Here is a 19,407-nt window from a genome sequence, read left to right on the forward strand (position 1 = left end):
TGTAATAACGCACGAGCCGATTTGCCACGTTTTTCAATGACATCAAGACCTATTTTCCCAAGTTTCGCGAAAGCTCGGCTTCGCCATAAAATGGAACCAATCGCCTAGCTTGATCTTTTGGATAATCACTTTTCCCATAACAAATGACGAAACGGGATCATGAAACTTTCTTCTTTGCTTCTTGCCGGCACAGCGCTTCCATTCATCGCTTTTTCATCGACCGCCTCGCCCCTTCAGCAACCGTCCGCGTCACCTTTCGTTGTGGCCCAAGCCGCCCCGGCCGAACTTCCTCCCCGTGCCCGTTCGGGACAGGGTCAATCCGATTCCGAGGAAGCCGGCCCCCAGCGCCGCGGCCCCCCTGGGCATGAGCGGGGTCCCGGCCCTCGCGGCGAGGAGCGGCAACGGCCGCCGCAGGAGCGTGAGGGCCATGGTCCGTCGCGCGCCGCTCCTCCGGGTGAAGTGCCCCAAGCGCCGCGTCCCCCCCGGGAAGCCAACCCTTCCATGGAAAGGCCCGCCCCGCAGCCGGGACGCCCCGTCCAGCCCCAGGAACGCCAACCCCAGGAACGTCCTCAAGGAAAACCCCAAGGAAACTTTGAGGAAAGGCCCGCTCCCGAGCGCGCCGCACCGCAGCGGCCCCAAGAGAGGCCCCCAGAGAGGCCTCAGGAGCGCCCTCAAGCGCAGCAGCCGTCCCGGCCGGATCGCGCTCGCGAAGCGCCCCCCTCCGTCGAGCCGCGCCGTCAGCCGTCGCAGGAGGGAACGCCTCCGGCTCCACGGACCGCGCCGCCGAGCCCCGCTCAACCGCCTGCTTCGCGTCCCGCTTCCCCGGCGCCGTCTGCGCCCGCAGTGGAGTCTGCTCCGCCCCCTCGGACGGCCCCTGCCCCGACGCCTCCCGCAGCAGCACCGCAGCCGCCGCGTCCGAGCGAGGCCGCACCGCCGCGTCCCGCTACGTCCCCCATACCGGTGCAGCCGAGCGCCCGGCCGCAGCCTCCGGTACCGCTCCCTGGGCCGCAGGGACAGCCTGCCGTGCAGGCTCCGATCCCGGGTGGCCTGGGCGAAGCCCGCCGCGCGCCCGACCGGAACTTCCAGAACTTCGATGCTTTCCAGCAGGGCCGCATCGACGACCTGCGCAACCAGCGCCGTGAACGGACGGAAGAAGGCGGGCGAAGGGTCATCATCGAGGAGCCGGGCGACCGCACCATCATCCGCGAGGGCAATCGGGTCATCATCCGTCACGACGAGACCGATCGTTTCCGCCGCAGTTACGGCGGCGCGGATATCCGCGTGCAGCAGCGCGGTGCCAATCAGGTCACCATCATCCGCCAGCCGAACGGCGAGGAAATCGTGACCGAGCGGGATGCGAACGGAAATCTCGTCCGCCGCATCCGCCGCGACCCCTCCGGCCATGAGGTGATCCTGATCCAGAACGAAATGCCGGGCCGCCCCCGTTTCCCCTATGGCTACCTGCCTCGGGACGTGATGGATCTGCCGCCCCCGGTCATCGCCATTCCGCGCGAGCGCTATATCGTCGACGTCGAAAGCGCATCGCAGGACGATCTGTACGAGGCATTCTCCGCGCCGCCCGTGATGCCGATCACACGCGCCTACACGCTTGACGAGATCCGCCAGAGCCAGATGCTGCGCGAGCGCGTCCGGCGCGTCGACGTGGATACGGTGACGTTCGATACAGGCTCCTGGGCGCTCTCGCCCGAGCAATGGGGCGCACTGACCGGGATCGGAACCGCGATACAGCGCGTTCTGACGCAGAACCCGAACGAGATTTTCCTCGTTGAGGGCTACACCGATGCCGTCGGCTCGGACGAGGACAATCTCACCCTGTCGGACCGGCGCGCGGAAACGGTGGCCACCATCCTGACCCAACGCTTCAACATCCCCGCGGAAAACCTCACCACGCAGGGCTACGGCGAGCAATATCTCAAGGTGAACACGCAAGGTCCCGAACGCCGGAACCGCCGCGTGACGATCCGGAGGATCACGCCGCTCCTGCAGGGTGAACGGCGGTAATACTAGCGCTTCATGTCATTCCGGGGCCGCACAGCGGCGCCCGGAATCCATAATCGCAATGGTTTCAGGATAAGAATGCAGCGGTCGACGCAGCAAATTTTCTTGAGAACTCAGCGGCTCTGGGTTTCCCCGCCTCGCGTGGCCCTTCGAGTCGGGCTCTCGCATTCGCTCGCCCCGGAATGACACTTACTCACCCACGCGGGAATTCCAGTCCCATTTCGCGGTAGCGTTCCGGATCGTCGCTCCAATTCTCACGCACCTTCACGAAGATGAAGAGATGAACCGGCGCCTCGGCTATCTCGGCGATTTCCTTGCGCGCAGCCTGGCCGATGGCCTTGATGGTCTGCCCGCCCTTGCCGAGCACGATCTTGCGCTGGCTGTCGCGCTCGACGAAAACCGTCTGCTCGATGCGGATCGAGCCGTCCGGCCGCTGCTGCCACTGGTCGGTCTCGACCGTGGATTGATAGGGCAGCTCCTCGTGCAGGCGCTCGTAGATTTTCTCGCGGGTGATCTCGGCGGCGAGCATGCGCAGCGGCGCGTCCGAGATCTGGTCTTCCGGGTAGAGCCAGGGCCCCTCCGGCATCAAGCTTGCGAGTTGGCGCTTCAAGGTCTCGATGCCGTCGCCCTTCAGGGCCGAGATCATGAAGGTATGGGCGAACGGCACCTTCTCGTTCAGCCTCGCGGCAAGCTCCAAGAGCCTTGAGCGCTCGATCAGGTCGATCTTGTTGAGGATCAGGATCTTGGGCCTCTTCAGCTCGGGCAGCTTCTCGAGAATGGCCTCGGCCTCCTCGTCGATACCCTTCCTGGCATCGATCAGGAGGGCCACCGCGTCCGCATCGGCAGCCCCGCCCCAGGCCGACGTCACCATGGCGCGATCGAGACGGCGCTTCGGCTTGAAGATGCCGGGCGTGTCGACGAACACGATCTGCGCCTCGCCCTCGATGGCGATGCCGCGCACCAGGGCCCGGGTCGTCTGCACCTTGCGCGAGACGATGGAAACCTTGGACCCGACGAGGGAGTTCAAAAGGGTCGATTTGCCCGCATTCGGTGCGCCGATGAGAGCGACAAAGCCCGCTTTCGTTTGAGTCTGCTCAGACATTGCCATGCTCTTCCTGTGTCCATACGCCCTCACGAAGAAGAAGGCTTCGCGCCGCCGCCTGTTCCGCGACGCGCTTCGATGCGCCAAGTCCGAATTCGCTTTCCGTGCCCTTCACCTTCACCATCACCCGGAATTTGGGCGCGTGATCGGGACCGGTCTGCTCGACCACCGTATAGGTCGGAGGCGACAGCCCCCGTCCCTGCGCCCATTCCTGCAGGGCGCTCTTCGGATCGCGCAGCGGACGTCGGGGAGCGTTCAGCAATTCCTTGAAGGAACGCTCGATCAGGGCCTTCGCCGGCTCGTAACCGCCATCGAGGAAAACCGCGCCGATGATCGCCTCGCAGACATCCGCCAGGATGGCCTCGTTCCGGCGCTCGCCCGACTGCGCCTCGCCCGAACCGAGCTTGAGATAGGGGCCGACATCCCAGGAGATGGCGACCTCGGCGCAGCTTTCGCGGCGCACGAGTTCCGCCAGCCGCCGGGACAGTTCGCCCTCGGGTGCGCGGGGAAAAACGGCATAGAGCATTTCGGCGATGACAAGCCCCAGCACCCGGTCGCCGAGAAATTCGAGCCTCTGATAGCTTTGTCCGCCGGCGCCGGGAGCGCTGACATGGGTCAATGCCTCCACCAACAACTCTGAACGCTCGAAGCTATAGCCGAGCTTGTCCTGCAACTTTTCCGGATGCGACGTGCGGCGGGCCACTGTCTTAGCGGATCCGCTCGAACATGCGGTTCCAGCGGATGTGGCTCGGCCACTCCCAGGGACGCCACAGGGACGCGCCCTCATCGATCGAGAAGAAGATGATTTCTGCGCGGCCCACGAGATTTTCGGCCGGCACCTCGCCCACGTTGGCTTCGTCGCGCGAGTCGGTCGAGTTGTCCCGGTTGTCGCCCATCATGAAATAATGACCCGGCAGTACGGTGTAGACTTCCGTGTTGTCCCAATAGCCCCGGTCGCCGTCCCGCTCGATCACGTAATGGGACGTGCCCTCCGGAAAGGTCTCCTTGTACTGGGGCACCGACACGGTGCGGCCGTAGAGATCGCTGGTCTTGTAATCCTCGACCCGCTCGCGCTGGACAGGCTTGCCGTTGATATGCAGCACGCCGCCGATCACCTGGATCTTGTCGCCCGGCAACCCGACCACGCGCTTGATGTAATCGGTCGAATTATCCTTGGGCAGCTTGAACACCGCGATATCCCCGCGCTTCGGTTCGGAACCGAAGATACGGCCAGAGAAGAGCGGCGGACCGAAGGGAATCGAGTAGCGCGAATAGCCGTAGGCGTATTTCGAGACGAACAGGTAATCGCCGATCAGCAGCGTCGGGATGAGAGACCCGGATGGAATGTTGAACGGCTGAAACAGGACAGTGCGGACAACCACGGCGATCAGCAGCGCCTGAATGATGACCTTGACGGTCTCCCAGAGGCCGCTTTCGTCCTTCTTGACGGTGTCGCCCATGTATTTCTTGGCGTTTTCGCTCACGTCTGTCGATCCATGCTTGAGGAGTGCGGCGGCCTTTGGCGGTCTCAAGTCGTCGCGGGGGTCTAGCTCAAGGCGCGTCTTGTCGCAACGCGGCTGATTTACTTTATGGGGATTGCCTCGATGATAACGAAGGCCTGGGCCAGCGGCGGATCGTCCGTGAGAGAGACGTGAACCACCGCCTCATGTCCCTCCGGGAGCAGCATTTTAAGCCGCTCCAGCGCCCCGCCGGTGAGGCGAAGCGTCGGCTTTCCCCCGGGCAGGTTGACCACCTCCATGTCCCGCCAGAAGACGCCATGGTTCATGCCCGTCCCCAACGCCTTGGCGCAGGCTTCCTTGGCGGCGAACCGGCGCGCATAGGACGGCGCGCGTGCGGCCCGCCGGTCGCTCTTCGCCCTCTCGCCTTCGGTGAAGATGCGGTGCGTGAAGCGGTCTCCGAAACGCTCGAGGGAACCCTCGATGCGGCGGATATCGCAGAGATCGGAACCGATTCCGACGATCATGACATGTCCTTGTCCGGTACGGGCCCGAGGTTCAGCGAACCTGCGCCCGTCCCTCGTCCATGGCGGCCCGCATGGCGCGAACCGCTTCGTCCAACCCCAGGAAGATGGCCTCGCCGATGAGAAAATGGCCGATATTCAGCTCGACGATCTGCGGAATCGCGGCCACCGGACGAACGGAATTGAGAGCAAGGCCATGTCCGGCATGGATTTCGAGGCCTATTCCGGTCCCATGCTCGGCAGCACGGCGAAGGCGCTCGAGTTCATGCCCGATCCGGGCTTCGTCGCCGTCGTCGACGGCCTCGCAATAGGTTCCCGTATGGAGCTCGACCACCGGCGCTCCAAGCTCACAGGCGGCCTCCATGACCTCGATCTCGGGCTCGACGAATAGGGAGACCCGTATTCCGGCCCCCTTGAGTTCCTGGATTGCCGGGCGCAGATGGGCTTGCCCGCCGATGATGTCGAGCCCGCCCTCCGTCGTGCGCTCCTCGCGCTTTTCGGGCACGAGGCAGGAGGCATGCGGGCGCAATTGGGTTGCGAGACCGATCATCTCCGACGTCGCCGCCATCTCGAAATTCAACGGCACGAAAAGCTGGCGCTTCAGGCGCTCCATATCCTGATCGCGGATATGCCGCCTGTCCTCCCGCAGATGGGCCGTAATCCCATCCGCCCCCGCCAGAACGGCCAGATGCGCCGCCCGGATCGGATCAGGATGATGCCCGCCGCGGGCATTACGGACGGTTGCAACGTGGTCGATATTGACGCCAAGGCGAAGAGGAGGAGCTTTCATGAGCCTGTTTTAGCCTAGAGCCGATTTTTGGCTAGAGCCGCATGGCGAGCCTTGAATCTCTATCAACTGCTAAAGGGCGGCTCACTTCTCTTTGGCACTCGGTGACGAGGATGATACCCACCTTGTCATTCCGGGGCGAGCGTAGCGAGAGCCCGACCCGAAGGGCCACGCGAGGCGGGGAAACCCATAGCCGCTAAGATTGAAGAACTAAGGGATGCGATTGCCGCCGCATCTTATTCGTAACTACCAGCGTTTATGGGTTCTGGGCTCCGCTGGCGCGGCCCCGGAATGACAAGTCTGAAGCGAACTTGCCTTTCCGTCCCAAACCGATTATGCACCCCGCTTCGCGTTCGCTCCGGCCGGGGGCTGAACGGACGGCATGGTTTCCATGTAGGGTCTTTTAAAAGTCCCGTCGTCCCGTGTCTCCGCCTTCGACAACCGCTCGGGCCTTGCAGGCTCGAAGGGCTTGGCGCCGATCGGACGCGCGAACCGGCCAAGACACTCAAAACAGTGCCAAGGCTTGAACTCAAACCTGAGAAAGGCCCACTATGCCTCTCTACGAGCATATCTTTTTGGCTCGCCAGGACGTCACGTCCCAGCAGGTCGAAGCGATGGTCGAGACCTACAAGTCCGTCATCGAGCAGAACGGCGGCAAGGTCGAGAAGACCGAAATGTGGGGCGTGAAGTCCCTCGCCTACCGTATCAAGAAGAACCGCAAGGCGCATTTCACGATGTTCAACCTCGACGCTCCCGCCCCGGCGGTCGCCGAGATGGAGCGTCAGATGCGCATCAGCGAAGACATCCTCCGCTTCATGACCATCCGCGTGGAAGAACTCGAGACCGAGCCTTCCGTGATGATGCAGAAGCGCGACCGCGATGAGCGCAAGGATCGCGAACGCCGCGAGCGCGACGGCGATGGCGGTTTCGGGTCTAACGAAGGCGAGGAGGCTTAATCATGGCATTTGGTGCTACTGGTGGCGGTGGCGGTGGTGGCCGTCGTCCTTTCTTCCGTCGGCGCAAGACCTGCCCCTTCTCGGGCCCCAACGCTCCGAAGATCGATTACAAGGACACGAAGCTTCTTTCGCGCTACATTTCCGAGCGCGGCAAGATCGTGCCTTCGCGCATCACGGCCGTGTCGGCCAAGAAGCAGCGTGAACTCGCCCAGGCGATCAAGCGCGCCCGCTTCATGGGCCTGCTGCCCTACGTGATCCGCTAAAGCCTCGGACCTAAAAGTGGCTTCCACTTTTAGGATCATCCGATGCTTTCTCTTCTGGTGAGAGCATCGCGCGGCTGCAAAACCGAGTCCCTTTTGCGCACGATGCGCTAAGATCGACCGGGCCGCTTCTCGCGGCCCGTTTTCAAGCCAAGTCGCCCGGCGGTGAAAATCCGCCGGGTCAGTTGGGGCAAAGGCCCCTAACCCTGCGAAGAGCAGCGGGACAGCGAGACCCATGAACTTTATTCTGACAGGCATAGGTGCGGGCCTCGTTTCGGCCCTTCTCACGGCGGTCGTCGTCAAGGCGACGGCGCTTGCGGCCGTGCTGTATCTCCTGTCTCCCATTCCCGTTCTCATCGTCTCATTGGGCTGGAATCACCGTTCCGGTCTCGTCGCCGCGGTCGTCGGCGGCCTTGCGATCGCCCTGTTCATTTCGCCCCTGAGCGGGCTCGGCTTTGCCATCGTCACCGCCCTGCCGGCCTGGTGGCTGGCCTATCTGGCCCTGCTCGGCCGCCCGGCCGAGAACGGCGCCATCGAATGGTATCCGGTGGGCCGCCTGCTGGCCTGGGTCGCCGGAACGGCGGCGCTGACCATCGTGGCCGCGGGGGTCATCTCGACCGGCGGAAATTACGATGCGTTCCATTCGAATGCCCGGGAGATCGCCGAAGCGTTCGTGACCATGCAATTCCCGCCGACGCAGCAGAACGGCATCGATGCGGAAACGCGCAACGAGCTGATCGACCTCTTCGCCCGGGCCACGCCCTTCCTCTCGGCCCAGGGCTTCACCGTGGTTCTTGCGCTCTACCTCTGGGCTGCGGCCAAGATCGTAGCAATGTCGAAGCGCCTGCCGCGACCTTGGCCGGATGTCCCCGGGCTCATGATGCCGCGCGCGGTCGTCCTGCTCCTGAGCGCCTCTACGGCCGTTGCATTCCTTGGCCTGGACAATTTCGTCGGCGTGTTCGCCGCCGCCCTGGCGGGTGCCCTGTTCATGGCATTCGCCCTTCAGGGACTTGCCGCCATTCATGACCGCACACGCGGCAACGCCATTCGCGGCCTCATCCTTACGACCGTCTATGTCGTGGCTGTGATCACGCAGGGCATCCTGATGATCGCCCTGTCGCTTTTCGGCATCGCCGACTCGGCCTTCGATCTTCGCCGCCGCCTCAGGGCTCGCAGCCTGCGGCCGAACAATTCCCGACCCTTTCCACCCGATCACAAACCTTAAAGGAGAAAACCAATGGAAGTGATCCTTCTCGAGCGCGTCGCCAAGCTCGGCCAGATGGGCGAAACCGTGAAGGTGCGCGACGGCTATGCGCGCAACTACCTCCTGGCCCGCGGCAAGGCGCTGCGCGCCACCAAGGCCAACAAGGAGCATTTCGAGAACCAGCGCGCCCAGCTTGAGGCCCGCAACCTCGAGCGCCGCAAGGAAGCTGAGACCGTCGGCGAGAAGCTGAACGGCCAGAGCTTCACCATCATCCGTCAGGCTGGCGAGACGGGCGTGCTCTACGGTTCGGTCTCGACCCGCGACCTCGCCGAGAAGATGACGGAAGGCGGCTTCACGGTCGACCGCAACCAGATCGTCCTCAACGCCCCGATCAAGACCCTCGGCCTGCACGCGGTGCCGGTTGCCCTCCACCCGGAGGTCGAGGCCGAGGTGACGATCAACGTCGCCCGCAGCCCCGAGGAAGCCGAGCGTCAGGCTCGCGGCGAGTCGGTCTCGACCCGTGAAGAGACGAACCTCGACGATCTCGGCCTCGAGGTCGGCGCTGCGCTCGCCGAAGCCGGCGACGTGGAGCTCTAAGCGGTAGGGCTCTAAGCGAGAGCGCTTGCTCTTGTTCACTTTTTGTTCCAAAATAGCGCTTTCCGTCGATTCGACGGGAAGCGCTTTTTCGTTGGCGGGACGAGTCTGACCGCGAGTCAAGCGGAGCCGCCTTTCAACGAAGGGCGCGATGTGGGAATCGAGGACAACGAGGACAATCCGCACCATTGCGGATGGAGTCTCAATCTGTGTCCGTGCGGCCACCTTTGGCGGCCGATTCTGGTTTATGGGTCGGGTGATCCCTTCCCTCGTTTTCGGAGCGCCAGATGGCCACCGCCAATGCCCTGATCGCCCGCATTGAGGCCGCCGAGCCGCAATATCGCGCCGCGCCGAGCAATCTCGACGCCGAGCAGGCGCTTCTGGGCGCGATTCTCGTCAACAACGATGCGTATTACCGGGTCTCGGACTTTCTGGAGGCGTCACATTTCTTCGAGGACCTGCACCGGCGCGTCTACGAGGTGGCGACGAGCCTGATCAAGGCGGGCAAGGTCGCGACGCCCATCACCATGAAGACCTTCCTGGGGGACCAGGATCTCGGCGGCATCACCGTCTCCCAGTATCTCGCCCGCCTTGCCGCCGAGGCGACGACCGTGATCAATGCCGAGGATTACGGCCGCACGATCTACGATCTCGCGATCCGCCGAAACCTGATCACCATCGGCGAGGACATGGTGAACGTCGCCTATGACGCGCCGGTCGAAACCTCGCCCCGCGACCAGATCGAGGAATCGGAGCGGCGTCTCTACGAGCTTGCGGAAACTGGCCGCTACGATGGTGGCTTCCAGCGCTTCTCGGACGCCCTGACCCAGGCCATCGACATGGCCGCCGCCGCCTATAAGCGCGAGGGCAAGCTATCGGGCATCTCGACCGGCCTCATCGACATGGATCGCACGCTCGGCGGGCTTCAGCCTTCCGACCTCGTGATCCTCGCGGGACGTCCGGCGATGGGTAAGACCTCGCTGGTGACGAACATCGCGTTCAACATCGCCAAGGCCTATCAGGCCGAGAAGCAGCCCGACGGCAGCATGAAGACGGTCAATGGCGGCATCGTCGGGTTCTTCTCGCTCGAAATGTCGTCCGAACAGCTCGCCACCCGTATCATCGCCGAACAATCGGGTGTCGCATCCTACAAGATTCGCCGCGGCGACATGCGGGAGGACGATTTCTACAAGATCACCGAAGCCGCCCGGGAAATGCAGTCGATTCCGTTCTACATCGACCAGACCGGCGGCATCTCGATTGCCCAGCTCGCGGCGCGCGCGCGCCGCCTCAAGCGGCAGCGTGGCCTCGACGTGCTCGTCGTCGACTACCTTCAGCTTCTCTCCGGTTCATCCAAGAAGGGCGAAAACCGCGTGCAGGAGCTGACCGAAATCACCACCGGCCTGAAGGCGCTGGCCAAGGAACTCTCGGTTCCGCTCATCGCCCTCTCCCAGCTCTCCCGTCAGGTGGAATCGCGCGACGACAAGCGGCCCCAACTCTCCGACCTGCGTGAATCGGGCTCGATCGAGCAGGACGCCGACGTGGTGATGTTCGTTTATCGCGAAGAGTATTATCTGAAGAACAAGGAGCCGAAACCCGGCACCGAGGAATACTTCAAGTGGCAGGCGGAGATGGATCAGGTCCACGGCAAGGCGGAAGTCATCATCGGCAAGCAGCGTCACGGCCCCACGGGCACGGTGCAGCTCGCCTTCCAGGCCGACATCACCCGCTTCACCAACCTCGCGGACGAAGACAAACTTCCTGAACGGATGGGCGATTGAACAAGATCTCCATGCAAAGCTCCGCACAGAACCGCATCCCCGAGAGCGCGGCTGGCGGGCTTCTTCACATCGATCTCGACGCTCTGGCCTCGAACTGGCGCAGCCTGCGCGATCACGCGGGCGGTGCGGAAGCCGCCGCTGTCGTCAAGGCGAATGCCTACGGCACGGGCATCGAGAAGGCGGTCCCCGCCCTTCTCAAGGCCGGCTGCCGCACTTTCTTCGTCGCCCATGCCAGCGAAGCGGTCCGCGCCCGCGCCGTCGCGCCGGATGCCACGATCTACGTGCTGAACGGCCTGCTGCCGGGATCCTGCGCCTTCTTCGCCGATCATGACGTCCGGCCCGTTCTCGGCTCTCTCTCGGAGATCGAGGAATGGGCGGCGTTCTGCCGGGCTCAAGGGCGGCGCTTCAAGGCGGCGATCCATGTGGATACGGGCATGAACCGCCTCGGCCTGACGGTGAGCGAAGGCCTCATGCTCAAGGAGAGCGCAACGCTCGAGGATTTCGAGCCTGCTCTCCTGATGAGCCATTTCGTCAGCGCCGAAGAGAAGGACGATCCGCTCAACGTCCAGCAGATCGAAGCCTTCAAGGCTGTGCGGAACACCCTGCCCGGCATTCCCGCATCGCTGGCGAATTCCTCCGGCATCTTCCTGAAGGAGAAGCCGCATTTCGACCTCGTCCGGCCGGGCTACGCCCTCTATGGCGGTAATCCCACGCCGGATGATGCGAACCCCATGCGCCCGGTGGTCGAGCTGGAGGGCCGCATCGTCCAGCTGCGCTGGATCGAACCCGGCGAGACCGTTGGCTATAATGGCCGCTGGACGGCGCAGAACAGGCGGCGGGTCGCCACGATTTCGGTCGGCTATGCGGATGGCTATCCGCGTGCGGCCAGCGCCCGTGGCCCAAGCGGCGAGACGCCCCTTTCAGGCATGGCGATTGTGGCGGGCCGCCTTTGCCCCTTCGCCGGCAATGTCTCAATGGATCTGATCGCCATCGACGTCACCGAGGTGCCGGAAGGTGAGATCGCGCGCGGAGATACGGTGACACTGATCGGCGGCGCGTTGAATGTGGACGAGGTCGGCCGCCGCGCGGGCACCATCGGCTACGAAATCCTGACCAATCTGGACTCGCGCTACCTGCGCACCTATCGGGAGGCCAAGAGCTGATGGCGAAACGCCAACCCTCCTTCGCATGCCAGAGCTGCGGCGCGGTCTATAACCGCTGGAAGGGCAAGTGCGAGGCCTGCGGCGGCTGGAACACCATCGTCGAGGAAACCGGCTCCGCCAACCCGATGGTCGGCCCCGTCGCCACGCGCCCCTCGCGCGCCAAGGGGCGGATCTTTCCGCTCGAAGGGCTTTCGGGCGAGGCCAAGGAAGCGCCGCGCACACCCTCCGGCATCGACGAGTTCGACCGGGTGACGGGCGGCGGTTTCGTGCACGGCTCCGTCATCCTGCTCGGCGGCGATCCCGGCATCGGCAAGTCCACACTTCTGATGCAGGCTTCCGCCGCCTTGGCGAAGCAAGGCCATCGCGTCGCCTATATCTCGGGCGAGGAGGCGGTGGCGCAAGTGCGCCTGCGGGCCGAGCGGCTCGGCCTCGGACAGGCCCCGGTGGAACTCGCCTCCGAGACCAATGTGGAGGATATCGTCGCGACCCTGACGCAAGGGCGTCCGCCGGCGCTCGCCATCATCGACTCGATCCAGACCATGTGGACCGAAACCGTGGAATCGGCGCCCGGCACAGTGACCCAGGTGCGCGGCAGCGCCCAGGCCCTCATCCGCTTCGCGAAGACAACGGGCACGGCAGTGATCCTCGTCGGCCACGTGACGAAGGATGGGCAGATCGCAGGCCCCCGGGTGGTCGAGCACATGGTCGATGCAGTCGTCTCCTTCGAGGGCGATACCGGTCACCATTTCCGGATCCTGCGCGCCGTGAAGAACCGCTTCGGCCCCACCGACGAGATCGGCGTGTTCGAGATGTCGGATCAGGGCTTGCGGGAGGTTCCGAACCCGTCCGAGCTTTTCCTGGCAGGGCGCGATCTCGCGACTCCGGGAACGGCGGTGTTCGCCGGCATGGAGGGTACGCGTCCGCTTCTCGTGGAAATCCAGGCGCTTGTCGCGCCCACATCGCTCGGCAATCCCCGCCGCGCCGTGGTCGGCTGGGATCAGAATCGCCTCTCCATGGTGCTCGCCGTGCTGGAAGCCCATGGCGGGCTTCGGCTTGGCATGCACGACGTTTACTTGAACGTCGCAGGTGGCCTGCGCATCACCGAGCCCGCCGCCGACCTTGCCGCCGCCGCGGCGCTGGTATCGTCCCTCTCGGGTTCGCCACTGCCGCCCGATACGGTCTATTTCGGCGAAATGGGCCTGTCCGGTGCCATCCGGCCGGTGGCCCAGGCGCCGGCGCGGCTGAAGGAAGCGGCGAAACTCGGATTTTCCAACGCCGTCTCGCCTGTCTCCCGTACGGAGAAAAAGGAAAAGCTGCCCCTGGCCGCCTCCTCCATCGGCCATATCACGGATCTCGTGGCAGGAATCGCCGCCCGGAAGCGGAAGGCGTCGTAGTCCGCCTCGCTACGGTCTTAGGCCATTTGTTTGAATTGACGGTTTTTCGTTATGTTGTATCATTTAACATGACGTTGTTCATGCCCTTGTCTTACCTTCCGGCAGAGATGGGTTCGGGACGACAAATGGCCTAAGTTTCTCTTAGAGCAACAAAGGAATAACATGGCTGCAACTCTCCTTCTTTCGGCTACGACCGTCGTCGAGAATCCCGAAATCGGAACTGTCATCGGCTCTCTTACCGTTTCAGGAGGCGCCAGCGGCGAAGCATTCACCTATACGCTTGCCGACAGCATCGGCGACCGCTTCGGGATCGTCGCCAATAAAGGCGGCGGCTACGATCTAGTCGTGAAGAACGGCGTGCACGACGGCCTCAGCCTGTTCGACTTCGAGAACAAGGATCTCAACGACTTCGCGATTTCCGTGACCGCGACGGGCGACAAGGGAACGACGGTCGCCGCCACCGACTTCACGATCGATGTGACGAATGTGAACGAGAAGCCCACCGACCTTACGCTTCTTACATTGTCGGCACCGACTGTCATGGAACGTGCCGCCAATGGCACCGAGATCGGCGCCTTTGCGGCTCTCGATCCGGATGCGGGCGACACCTTCAAGTTCTCCCTGCTCGACAGTGCAGGCGGCCGCTTCATGGTCGACTCGACCGGGCAAAAGCTCCTTGTCGCGGACGGTTCCAGGATCCAGTATGAGAAGGGCGCCTCCTACCAGATCAAGGTACAAGTCACGGACGCGGGCGGCCTGACCTTCGATAAGGTTCTGACCATCGGTGTGACCGACACGGTCGATACCATCACCGGCACGAAGCGCAACGACAAGCTCATCGGCACGAGCGGGAATGATGTGCTCAACGGCGGTGCCGGTAACGACAAGCTCTACGGCCTGGGTGGCGACGACACCCTCAACGGCGGAGCCGGCAAGGACATCCTCTACGGTGGCGCCGGCAAGGACACCTTCCGCTTCGACACGCTGCCCAAGAAGGGGCAGTTCGACATGGTCATGGACTTCAAATCCGTGGACGACACGCTCGAGTTCAGCCTCTCGTCCGTGCAGGCCCTGAGCGTAAAGGGGAAAGGGTCCCATGGCGGCCACGGGAACAGCCACGGTAACGGCAAGCACGGGATCGGCGCCGGGCTAGACAAGAACGGCCACCTGAAGAAGAAGTTCTTCACGGTCGGCGACCATGCCAAAGACCAGAACGACTACATCTATTACAACCCGAAGAACGGTTTCGTTTATTTCGACAGCGACGGCTCAGGCCACAACAAGGGGATAGCAATCTTCAAGCTGAAACCCCACCTCAAGCTGACTGCGGACGATTTTCACTTCGTCTGAGCACCCGATCAACGCTCAGGATTGGCCCCGGCACCTCCCTGCCGGGGTTTTTCTTTTCGTGTTCATGGCAGGAATAATTGGTCCCATCCGGTTCCTACCACCTGAGGATTTATTGCCGGCTGGGCAATAGGGCTTATATGTGCGTCTGAACTCGCGGCGCCCCCGATCCATTCCAAGGGTGACGGATGCGTTTCTTGCGGTTATACACCCGTCGCCTTACCCGCGATTGAGGCTCTCTCACCCCGTTTCTGCGTTAGGCTTGGCCCATGCCTTTTTCAATTCTGGATCTCGTCGTGATCGGCATCGTGCTGATTTCGGGTCTCTTGGCTGCGGTGCGCGGCTTCACGCGCGAGGTGCTCGCGATCGTGGCCTGGGTCGCCGCGGCCGCCGTGGCCTGGTATCTCCACCCGGCCGTCCTGCCCCTCGCCCAGCAATATATTCACAATCACACGGTTGCGCTTGTTGCGGCCATCGGCGGTATCTTCGTCGTCACGCTGATCATCGTGTCGATCATCACGGTCCAGATCTCCGATCTGATCCTCGATTCGCGCATCGGCGCGCTCGACCGGACGCTCGGCCTGTTCTTCGGCGCCCTGCGCGGCTTCCTGATCTGCGTGATCGGCTGGGCCTTCCTGGGCTGGCTGCTCCAGGGCAAGAACCCCGAATGGGCGGCGACCTCGCGCACGCGCCCCGCCATGGAAAACACCCGCGACAGCATCATCGCAATGCTGCCCGACAACGCCGAGGCACTGATCCAGCGGCTGCGCGAAAAGGGAACATCGCCGGAGAGCGAGCCCTCCGAGCCGGCCGAGCCCGATCCGCAGCGCAACGGAGCGGCCCCCGCCGCGCCGGCAGCCCCTGTGGCCCGTCCGGCCCAGCCGCGCGGCTAGCTCGTGCCGCTCGCGCCATCGGGCAGCGACAGGAATAGGCATTGGCGATTGGCGCGCGGCTTATTAAATAGAGCTCTAGCGCCGTCCGTACGGTGCCCACCCCAAGGAAAAGATGATGTCTTCCCTGTCTGAGACGTGGCAGGTCCAGCCCAAAGTGGTGGATCTAGACCTCGACGGCGATACGTTGCGAGAGGAATGCGGCGTTTTCGGCATTTACGGACACCCGGATTCCGCCGCCATCACCGCGCTTGGTCTCCACGCCCTGCAGCATCGCGGACAGGAGGCAGCCGGCATCGTCTCCTTCGACGGCCATGTCTTTCACCTGGAACGCAAGCTCGGCCTCGTCGGGGACGGTTTCTCCGACCGTTCGGTGATCGAGCGCCTGGAGGGTCTCTCCGCCATCGGCCATGTCCGCTATTCGACGACCGGCGAAACGATCCTGCGCAACGTGCAGCCGCTTTTCGCCGAACTCGACGGCGGCGGCCTTGCGGTAGCGCATAACGGCAACCTGACCAACGGCCTGACCCTGCGCCGCAATCTCATCCGCGACGGCGCGATCTGCCAGTCCACGACGGATACGGAGGTGATCGTCCACCTCGTCGCCCGCAGCCGCCACGGCCGGGTCATCGATCGGTTCCTCGAAGCGATCAAGCAGATCGAGGGCGCCTATTCGCTCGTCGCCCTGACCAACAAGAAGCTGATCGGCGCGCGCGACCCCTTTGGGATTCGCCCGCTGGTGCTCGGCGAACTCGATGGCCGCTACATCCTCACCTCCGAGACCTGTGCCCTAGACATCATCGGCGCCCGCTTCGTGCGCGACATCGAGAACGGCGAAGTGGTCGTCATTTCGGAGGAAGGCATCGAATCCTTCCGCTTCGCGCCCGAGCAGCCTGCCCGTCCCTGCATCTTCGAATACATCTATTTCGCGCGCCCCGATTCCATCGTGAACGGCCGCAGCGTCTATGAAGTCCGCAAGGGCATGGGCCGGGAACTCGCCCGGGAAGCGCCCGCCAATGCGGATGTGGTGATCCCCGTGCCGGATTCCGGCGTTCCGGCGGCCCTGGGCTTCGCCCAGAGCTGCGGCCTGCCTTATGAGCTCGGCATCATCCGCAACCATTACGTGGGCCGCACCTTCATCCAGCCGACCCAATCGGTGCGCGAACTCGGCGTGCGCATGAAGCATTCGGCCAACCGCTCCGCCATCGAAGGCAAGCGGATCGTGCTGGTGGACGACAGCCTGGTGCGCGGCACCACCTCGGTGAAGATCGTGCGCATGATGCGCGAGGCCGGTGCGAAGGAAGTTCACTTCCGTATCGCCAGCCCGCCGATCACCCATCCCGATTTCTACGGCATCGATACGCCGGAGAAGGAAAAGCTGCTCGCCGCCACCCACAGCCTCGAACAGATGCGGGAGTATATCGGCGCGGATTCGCTCGCCTTCCTCTCCATCGAGGGCATCTACCGGGCCATGGGCGAGAAGGGCCGCAACTCCGCGCAGCCGCAATTCACCGACCATTGCTTCACCGGCGACTACCCGACGCCGCTGACCGACCTGACGGTGGCGACCCCGCGCCGCCTCTCCCTTCTCGCCGAAGCTGACTGAGGATCCATGGACAAGCCTCTCCTAAACCGCGTCGCGGTCGTCACCGGCGCGTCGCGCGGCATCGGCCGCGCCGCGGCGCTCGCCCTTGCGGAAGCCGGCGCGCACATTATCGCGGTCGCCCGCACGCAGGGCGCGCTCGAATCCCTCGATGACGAGATCCGCGCAAAGGGCTCCTCCGCCACCCTCGTTCCGGTGAACCTGAAGGATTTCGACGCTCTCGACCGGCTCGGCGCCGCGATCTACGAGCGCTGGGGCAAGCTCGACATTCTCCTCGGCAATGCGGGAATCCTCGGCGAAATCGCTCCCATCACCCATATCGACCAGCCGGTCTGGGACGAGGTGATGGCAATCAATGTCACCGCCAATTACCGCCTGATCCGCTCCCTCGATCCGCTGCTGCGCGCCTCCGACGCCGGCCGCGCGATTTTCGTGACATCGGGCGCAGCCCAGAAATGCACGGCCTATTGGGGCGTCTATTCGGTCTCCAAGGCCGCCCTCGACGCGCTGGTGCGGACCTATGCGGCCGAGACGGTGACGACGCCGGTCAAGGCGATGCTCCTCAATCCTGGCCCCCTACGCACGGCCATGCGCCGCACCGCCATGCCGGGCGAAGACCAGATGACCCTGAAGACGCCGGAGGAACTGGCCCCTCACATCGTGAAGCTCGCCCTGCCCGCCTGGACCGAAACCGGCAAGATCTACGATTTCACGCAGGATGGGAAAGTGCTGACGCCGCAGATGCCGGTTTGATCGGCGCGCATGTTTGCATGAGATGATGGCCGGGTTTGTCCCGGCCATTTTCGTTTGAAGGGCCGGTTATCCCCGGCGCGCCGCAGGCGCGGGAGGGGGATCCATTTCCAGCGTGGCGCTGTGGATTCCCTTCCCCTCCGCTGCGCTCCGGCAGGGAATGACAGGCGCGCGCTCTTCCCTCTCCCGTGAGAGGTGAAGTTACAGCAGCGTGATTTTATTTCCGCCCCTTGTCGAACGGGTTCTGCCCCATGCGCAGCGACACGCGGATCGGCACGCCCGGCAGTTCGAAAGCCTCACGCAGTCCGTTGACCAGGTAGCGCGAATAGCTCTTCGGTAGGGCGTCGAGCTGGTTGCCGAACACTGCGAAATGCGGCGGGCGGGCTTTGATCTGCGTCATGTAGCGGATCTTGATGCGCCGGCCCGACACAGCCGGCGGCGGATTGGCTTCGAGCGCTTCGGCGAGCCACTGGTTCAACTTCGCGGTCGAGATGCGGCGGTTCCAGGTTTCGTAGACCTGGAAGATCGCCTTCATCAGCGGATCGATGCCGCTTCCTGCAAGGCCCGACAGCGGCACGATCGGCGCGCCCCGCACCTGCGGCAAAAGGCGGGTGGCCTTCTCCTTGAGTTCCTTCAGGAGTCCCTGCTGATCGGCGACGAGGTCCCATTTGTTGAGGCCGATCACGAGGGCGCGGCCTTCCTGTTCCACCAGATCGACGATGGACAGGTCCTGCTTCTCGAATGGGATCGTGGCATCGAGGAGCACGACCACCACCTCCGCGAAGCGCACTGCGCGCAGGGCGTCGGCAACCGAGAGCTTTTCGAGCTTGTCCTCGACCCGGGCGCGCTTGCGCAGACCCGCCGTGTCGAACAGCTTGATCGGGCGACCACGCCATTCCCAATCGAGCGAGATGGAATCACGTGTGATGCCAGCCTCGGGCCCGGTGAGCAGACGATCCTCGCCCACCATCCGGTTGATGAGGGTCGATTTGCCCGCATTCGGCCGCCCGACGATGGCGACCTGAAGTGGCTTGTTAGGATCCTCCTCTTCCTCCGGTTCCGCGTTCGGATCCGGGAAGTGAGGCATCAGGGCCTCGAAGAGGTCGGCCATGCCCTCCCCGTGCTCGGCGGAGAGGGGCACCGGGTCGCCAAGGCCGAGCGAGAAGGCCTCGTAGGCGCCCGCCATGCCCGCGCCGCCTTCCGCCTTGTTGGCGATGAGGATCACGGGTTTGCCGGAGCGGCGGACCATCTCGGCGAAAGGCCGGTCGGCGGGAAGAATGCCGACGCGGGCATCGATCACGAACAGGATGACGTCGGCATCGCCGATGGCGGCCTCCGTCTGGGCGCGCATGCGGCCGAGAAGCGATTCTTCCGTGGCTTCTTCCAAACCCGCCGTATCGACGATGCGGAATTCGAGATCGCCGAGGCGCGCCTCGCCCTCCCGCCGGTCGCGGGTCACGCCGGGGCGATCATCCACAAGCGCCAGCTTCTTGCCGACGAGACGGTTGAACAGGGTCGATTTGCCGACATTCGGCCGCCCGACAATGGCGACGGTAGACGTCATGTCTTGCCTCGC

The 19,407-nt window shown here is 63.9% G+C and carries 18 protein-coding genes; 12 read left to right on the top strand and 6 right to left on the bottom strand.

All coding sequences use genetic code 11. The annotated features are described in order from the left end of the window. The first annotated feature begins 1,023 nt into the window (after nt 1-1,023). The gene (locus AB4Y97_RS03245; RefSeq protein ID WP_441997565.1) at nt 1,024-2,022 is read left to right on the top strand and encodes an OmpA family protein; all 999 of its coding nucleotides are present in this window, start codon (nt 1,024-1,026) and stop codon (nt 2,020-2,022) included. Between the two features lie 190 nt (nt 2,023-2,212). Here the strand turns inward: AB4Y97_RS03245 and era are convergent, their stop codons facing one another. The 5 genes from era to AB4Y97_RS03270 all read right to left on the bottom strand — a co-directional run bounded on the left by era (nt 2,213) and on the right by AB4Y97_RS03270 (nt 5,892). Beyond that, complete coding sequence (gene era, locus AB4Y97_RS03250) at nt 2,213-3,127, bottom strand: GTPase Era (RefSeq protein ID WP_441997566.1); 915 nt, start codon at nt 3,125-3,127, stop codon at nt 2,213-2,215. Further along, the gene (rnc, locus tag AB4Y97_RS03255; protein WP_441997567.1) at nt 3,114-3,824 is read right to left on the bottom strand and encodes a ribonuclease III; all 711 of its coding nucleotides are present in this window, start codon (nt 3,822-3,824) and stop codon (nt 3,114-3,116) included. Before rnc ends, era begins: the two co-directional genes overlap by 14 nt. Before the next feature lie 4 nt (nt 3,825-3,828). Beyond that, on the bottom strand, nt 3,829-4,581 hold the full coding sequence (gene lepB / locus AB4Y97_RS03260; RefSeq protein WP_441997755.1) for a signal peptidase I: 753 nt from the start codon (nt 4,579-4,581) through the stop codon (nt 3,829-3,831). 122 nt (nt 4,582-4,703) lie between these two features. Next, nucleotides 4,704-5,105 (bottom strand): holo-ACP synthase, encoded by a 402-nt coding sequence (gene acpS / locus AB4Y97_RS03265; RefSeq protein WP_441997568.1) that lies wholly within the window; start codon nt 5,103-5,105, stop codon nt 4,704-4,706. A 31-nt stretch (nt 5,106-5,136) separates the two neighbouring features. Then, nucleotides 5,137-5,892, bottom strand: coding sequence for a pyridoxine 5'-phosphate synthase (locus tag AB4Y97_RS03270; protein ID WP_441997569.1), 756 nt, complete (start codon nt 5,890-5,892; stop codon nt 5,137-5,139). A 548-nt stretch (nt 5,893-6,440) separates the two neighbouring features. Here AB4Y97_RS03270 and rpsF point away from each other — a divergent pair. From rpsF to AB4Y97_RS03325, 11 genes are all read left to right on the top strand, one after another. Further along, the gene (gene rpsF, locus AB4Y97_RS03275; protein WP_441997570.1) at nt 6,441-6,845 is read left to right on the top strand and encodes a 30S ribosomal protein S6; all 405 of its coding nucleotides are present in this window, start codon (nt 6,441-6,443) and stop codon (nt 6,843-6,845) included. 2 nt (nt 6,846-6,847) lie between these two features. Continuing rightward, nucleotides 6,848-7,108 (top strand): 30S ribosomal protein S18, encoded by a 261-nt coding sequence (rpsR, locus tag AB4Y97_RS03280; protein WP_441997571.1) that lies wholly within the window; start codon nt 6,848-6,850, stop codon nt 7,106-7,108. 232 nt (nt 7,109-7,340) lie between these two features. Continuing rightward, the gene (locus tag AB4Y97_RS03285; protein ID WP_441997572.1) at nt 7,341-8,330 is read left to right on the top strand and encodes a DUF2232 domain-containing protein; all 990 of its coding nucleotides are present in this window, start codon (nt 7,341-7,343) and stop codon (nt 8,328-8,330) included. Between the two features lie 12 nt (nt 8,331-8,342). After that, nucleotides 8,343-8,906, top strand: coding sequence for a 50S ribosomal protein L9 (gene rplI / locus AB4Y97_RS03290; RefSeq protein ID WP_441997573.1), 564 nt, complete (start codon nt 8,343-8,345; stop codon nt 8,904-8,906). A gap of 284 nt (nt 8,907-9,190) precedes the next feature. Next, on the top strand, nt 9,191-10,684 hold the full coding sequence (locus tag AB4Y97_RS03295) for a replicative DNA helicase (RefSeq protein WP_441997574.1): 1,494 nt from the start codon (nt 9,191-9,193) through the stop codon (nt 10,682-10,684). Between the two features lie 11 nt (nt 10,685-10,695). Beyond that, nucleotides 10,696-11,847, top strand: coding sequence for an alanine racemase (gene alr, locus AB4Y97_RS03300; protein ID WP_441997756.1), 1,152 nt, complete (start codon nt 10,696-10,698; stop codon nt 11,845-11,847). After that, nucleotides 11,847-13,241, top strand: coding sequence for a DNA repair protein RadA (gene radA, locus AB4Y97_RS03305; RefSeq protein ID WP_441997575.1), 1,395 nt, complete (start codon nt 11,847-11,849; stop codon nt 13,239-13,241). The genes alr and radA overlap by 1 nt, the downstream gene beginning before the upstream one ends. A 162-nt stretch (nt 13,242-13,403) precedes the next feature. Further along, nucleotides 13,404-14,591 carry a cadherin domain-containing protein gene (locus AB4Y97_RS03310; protein ID WP_441997576.1) on the top strand — a complete coding sequence of 396 codons (1,188 nt, stop codon included), beginning with the start codon at nt 13,404-13,406 and terminating at the stop codon, nt 14,589-14,591. Nucleotides 14,592-14,857: 266 nt separating this feature from the next. Beyond that, a complete protein-coding gene (locus AB4Y97_RS03315) occupies nt 14,858-15,481 on the top strand; it encodes a CvpA family protein (RefSeq protein ID WP_441997577.1) in 624 nt (207 codons plus the stop codon). Between the two features lie 115 nt (nt 15,482-15,596). Then, nucleotides 15,597-17,084, top strand: a complete 1,488-nt coding sequence (purF, locus tag AB4Y97_RS03320) for an amidophosphoribosyltransferase (protein ID WP_441997757.1) — start codon at nt 15,597-15,599, stop codon at nt 17,082-17,084. 6 nt (nt 17,085-17,090) lie between these two features. Continuing rightward, entirely contained in the window at nt 17,091-17,834 is a 744-nt protein-coding gene (locus AB4Y97_RS03325; RefSeq protein ID WP_441997578.1) for an SDR family NAD(P)-dependent oxidoreductase, read from the top strand. A gap of 214 nt (nt 17,835-18,048) precedes the next feature. On the opposite strand, the gene der is transcribed toward AB4Y97_RS03325, so the two are convergent. Continuing rightward, the gene (der, locus tag AB4Y97_RS03330; protein WP_441997579.1) at nt 18,049-19,395 is read right to left on the bottom strand and encodes a ribosome biogenesis GTPase Der; all 1,347 of its coding nucleotides are present in this window, start codon (nt 19,393-19,395) and stop codon (nt 18,049-18,051) included. Nucleotides 19,396-19,407: the final 12 nt, after the last annotated feature.

Source organism: Microvirga sp. 2TAF3 (assembly GCF_052114965.1).
GTDB lineage: Bacteria > Pseudomonadota > Alphaproteobacteria > Rhizobiales > Beijerinckiaceae > Microvirga.

Bases quoted from the DNA above. Each gene is read 5' to 3' on its own strand.
- rpsR (WP_441997571.1), top strand. From the start codon at position 6,848: ATGGCATTTGGTGCTACTGGTGGCGGTGGCGGTGGTGGCCGTCGTCCT.
- AB4Y97_RS03315 (WP_441997577.1), top strand. From the start codon at position 14,858: ATGCCTTTTTCAATTCTGGATCTCGTCGTGATCGGCATCGTGCTGATT.
- AB4Y97_RS03270 (WP_441997569.1), bottom strand. From the start codon at position 5,892: ATGAAAGCTCCTCCTCTTCGCCTTGGCGTCAATATCGACCACGTTGCA.
- AB4Y97_RS03325 (WP_441997578.1), top strand. From the start codon at position 17,091: ATGGACAAGCCTCTCCTAAACCGCGTCGCGGTCGTCACCGGCGCGTCG.
- radA (WP_441997575.1), top strand. From the start codon at position 11,847: ATGGCGAAACGCCAACCCTCCTTCGCATGCCAGAGCTGCGGCGCGGTC.
- der (WP_441997579.1), bottom strand. From the start codon at position 19,395: ATGACGTCTACCGTCGCCATTGTCGGGCGGCCGAATGTCGGCAAATCG.
- purF (WP_441997757.1), top strand. From the start codon at position 15,597: ATGTCTTCCCTGTCTGAGACGTGGCAGGTCCAGCCCAAAGTGGTGGAT.
- AB4Y97_RS03285 (WP_441997572.1), top strand. From the start codon at position 7,341: ATGAACTTTATTCTGACAGGCATAGGTGCGGGCCTCGTTTCGGCCCTT.
- alr (WP_441997756.1), top strand. From the start codon at position 10,696: ATGCAAAGCTCCGCACAGAACCGCATCCCCGAGAGCGCGGCTGGCGGG.
- lepB (WP_441997755.1), bottom strand. From the start codon at position 4,581: ATGGGCGACACCGTCAAGAAGGACGAAAGCGGCCTCTGGGAGACCGTC.
- rplI (WP_441997573.1), top strand. From the start codon at position 8,343: ATGGAAGTGATCCTTCTCGAGCGCGTCGCCAAGCTCGGCCAGATGGGC.
- AB4Y97_RS03295 (WP_441997574.1), top strand. From the start codon at position 9,191: ATGGCCACCGCCAATGCCCTGATCGCCCGCATTGAGGCCGCCGAGCCG.
- rpsF (WP_441997570.1), top strand. From the start codon at position 6,441: ATGCCTCTCTACGAGCATATCTTTTTGGCTCGCCAGGACGTCACGTCC.
- acpS (WP_441997568.1), bottom strand. From the start codon at position 5,105: ATGATCGTCGGAATCGGTTCCGATCTCTGCGATATCCGCCGCATCGAG.
- AB4Y97_RS03310 (WP_441997576.1), top strand. From the start codon at position 13,404: ATGGCTGCAACTCTCCTTCTTTCGGCTACGACCGTCGTCGAGAATCCC.
- era (WP_441997566.1), bottom strand. From the start codon at position 3,127: ATGGCAATGTCTGAGCAGACTCAAACGAAAGCGGGCTTTGTCGCTCTC.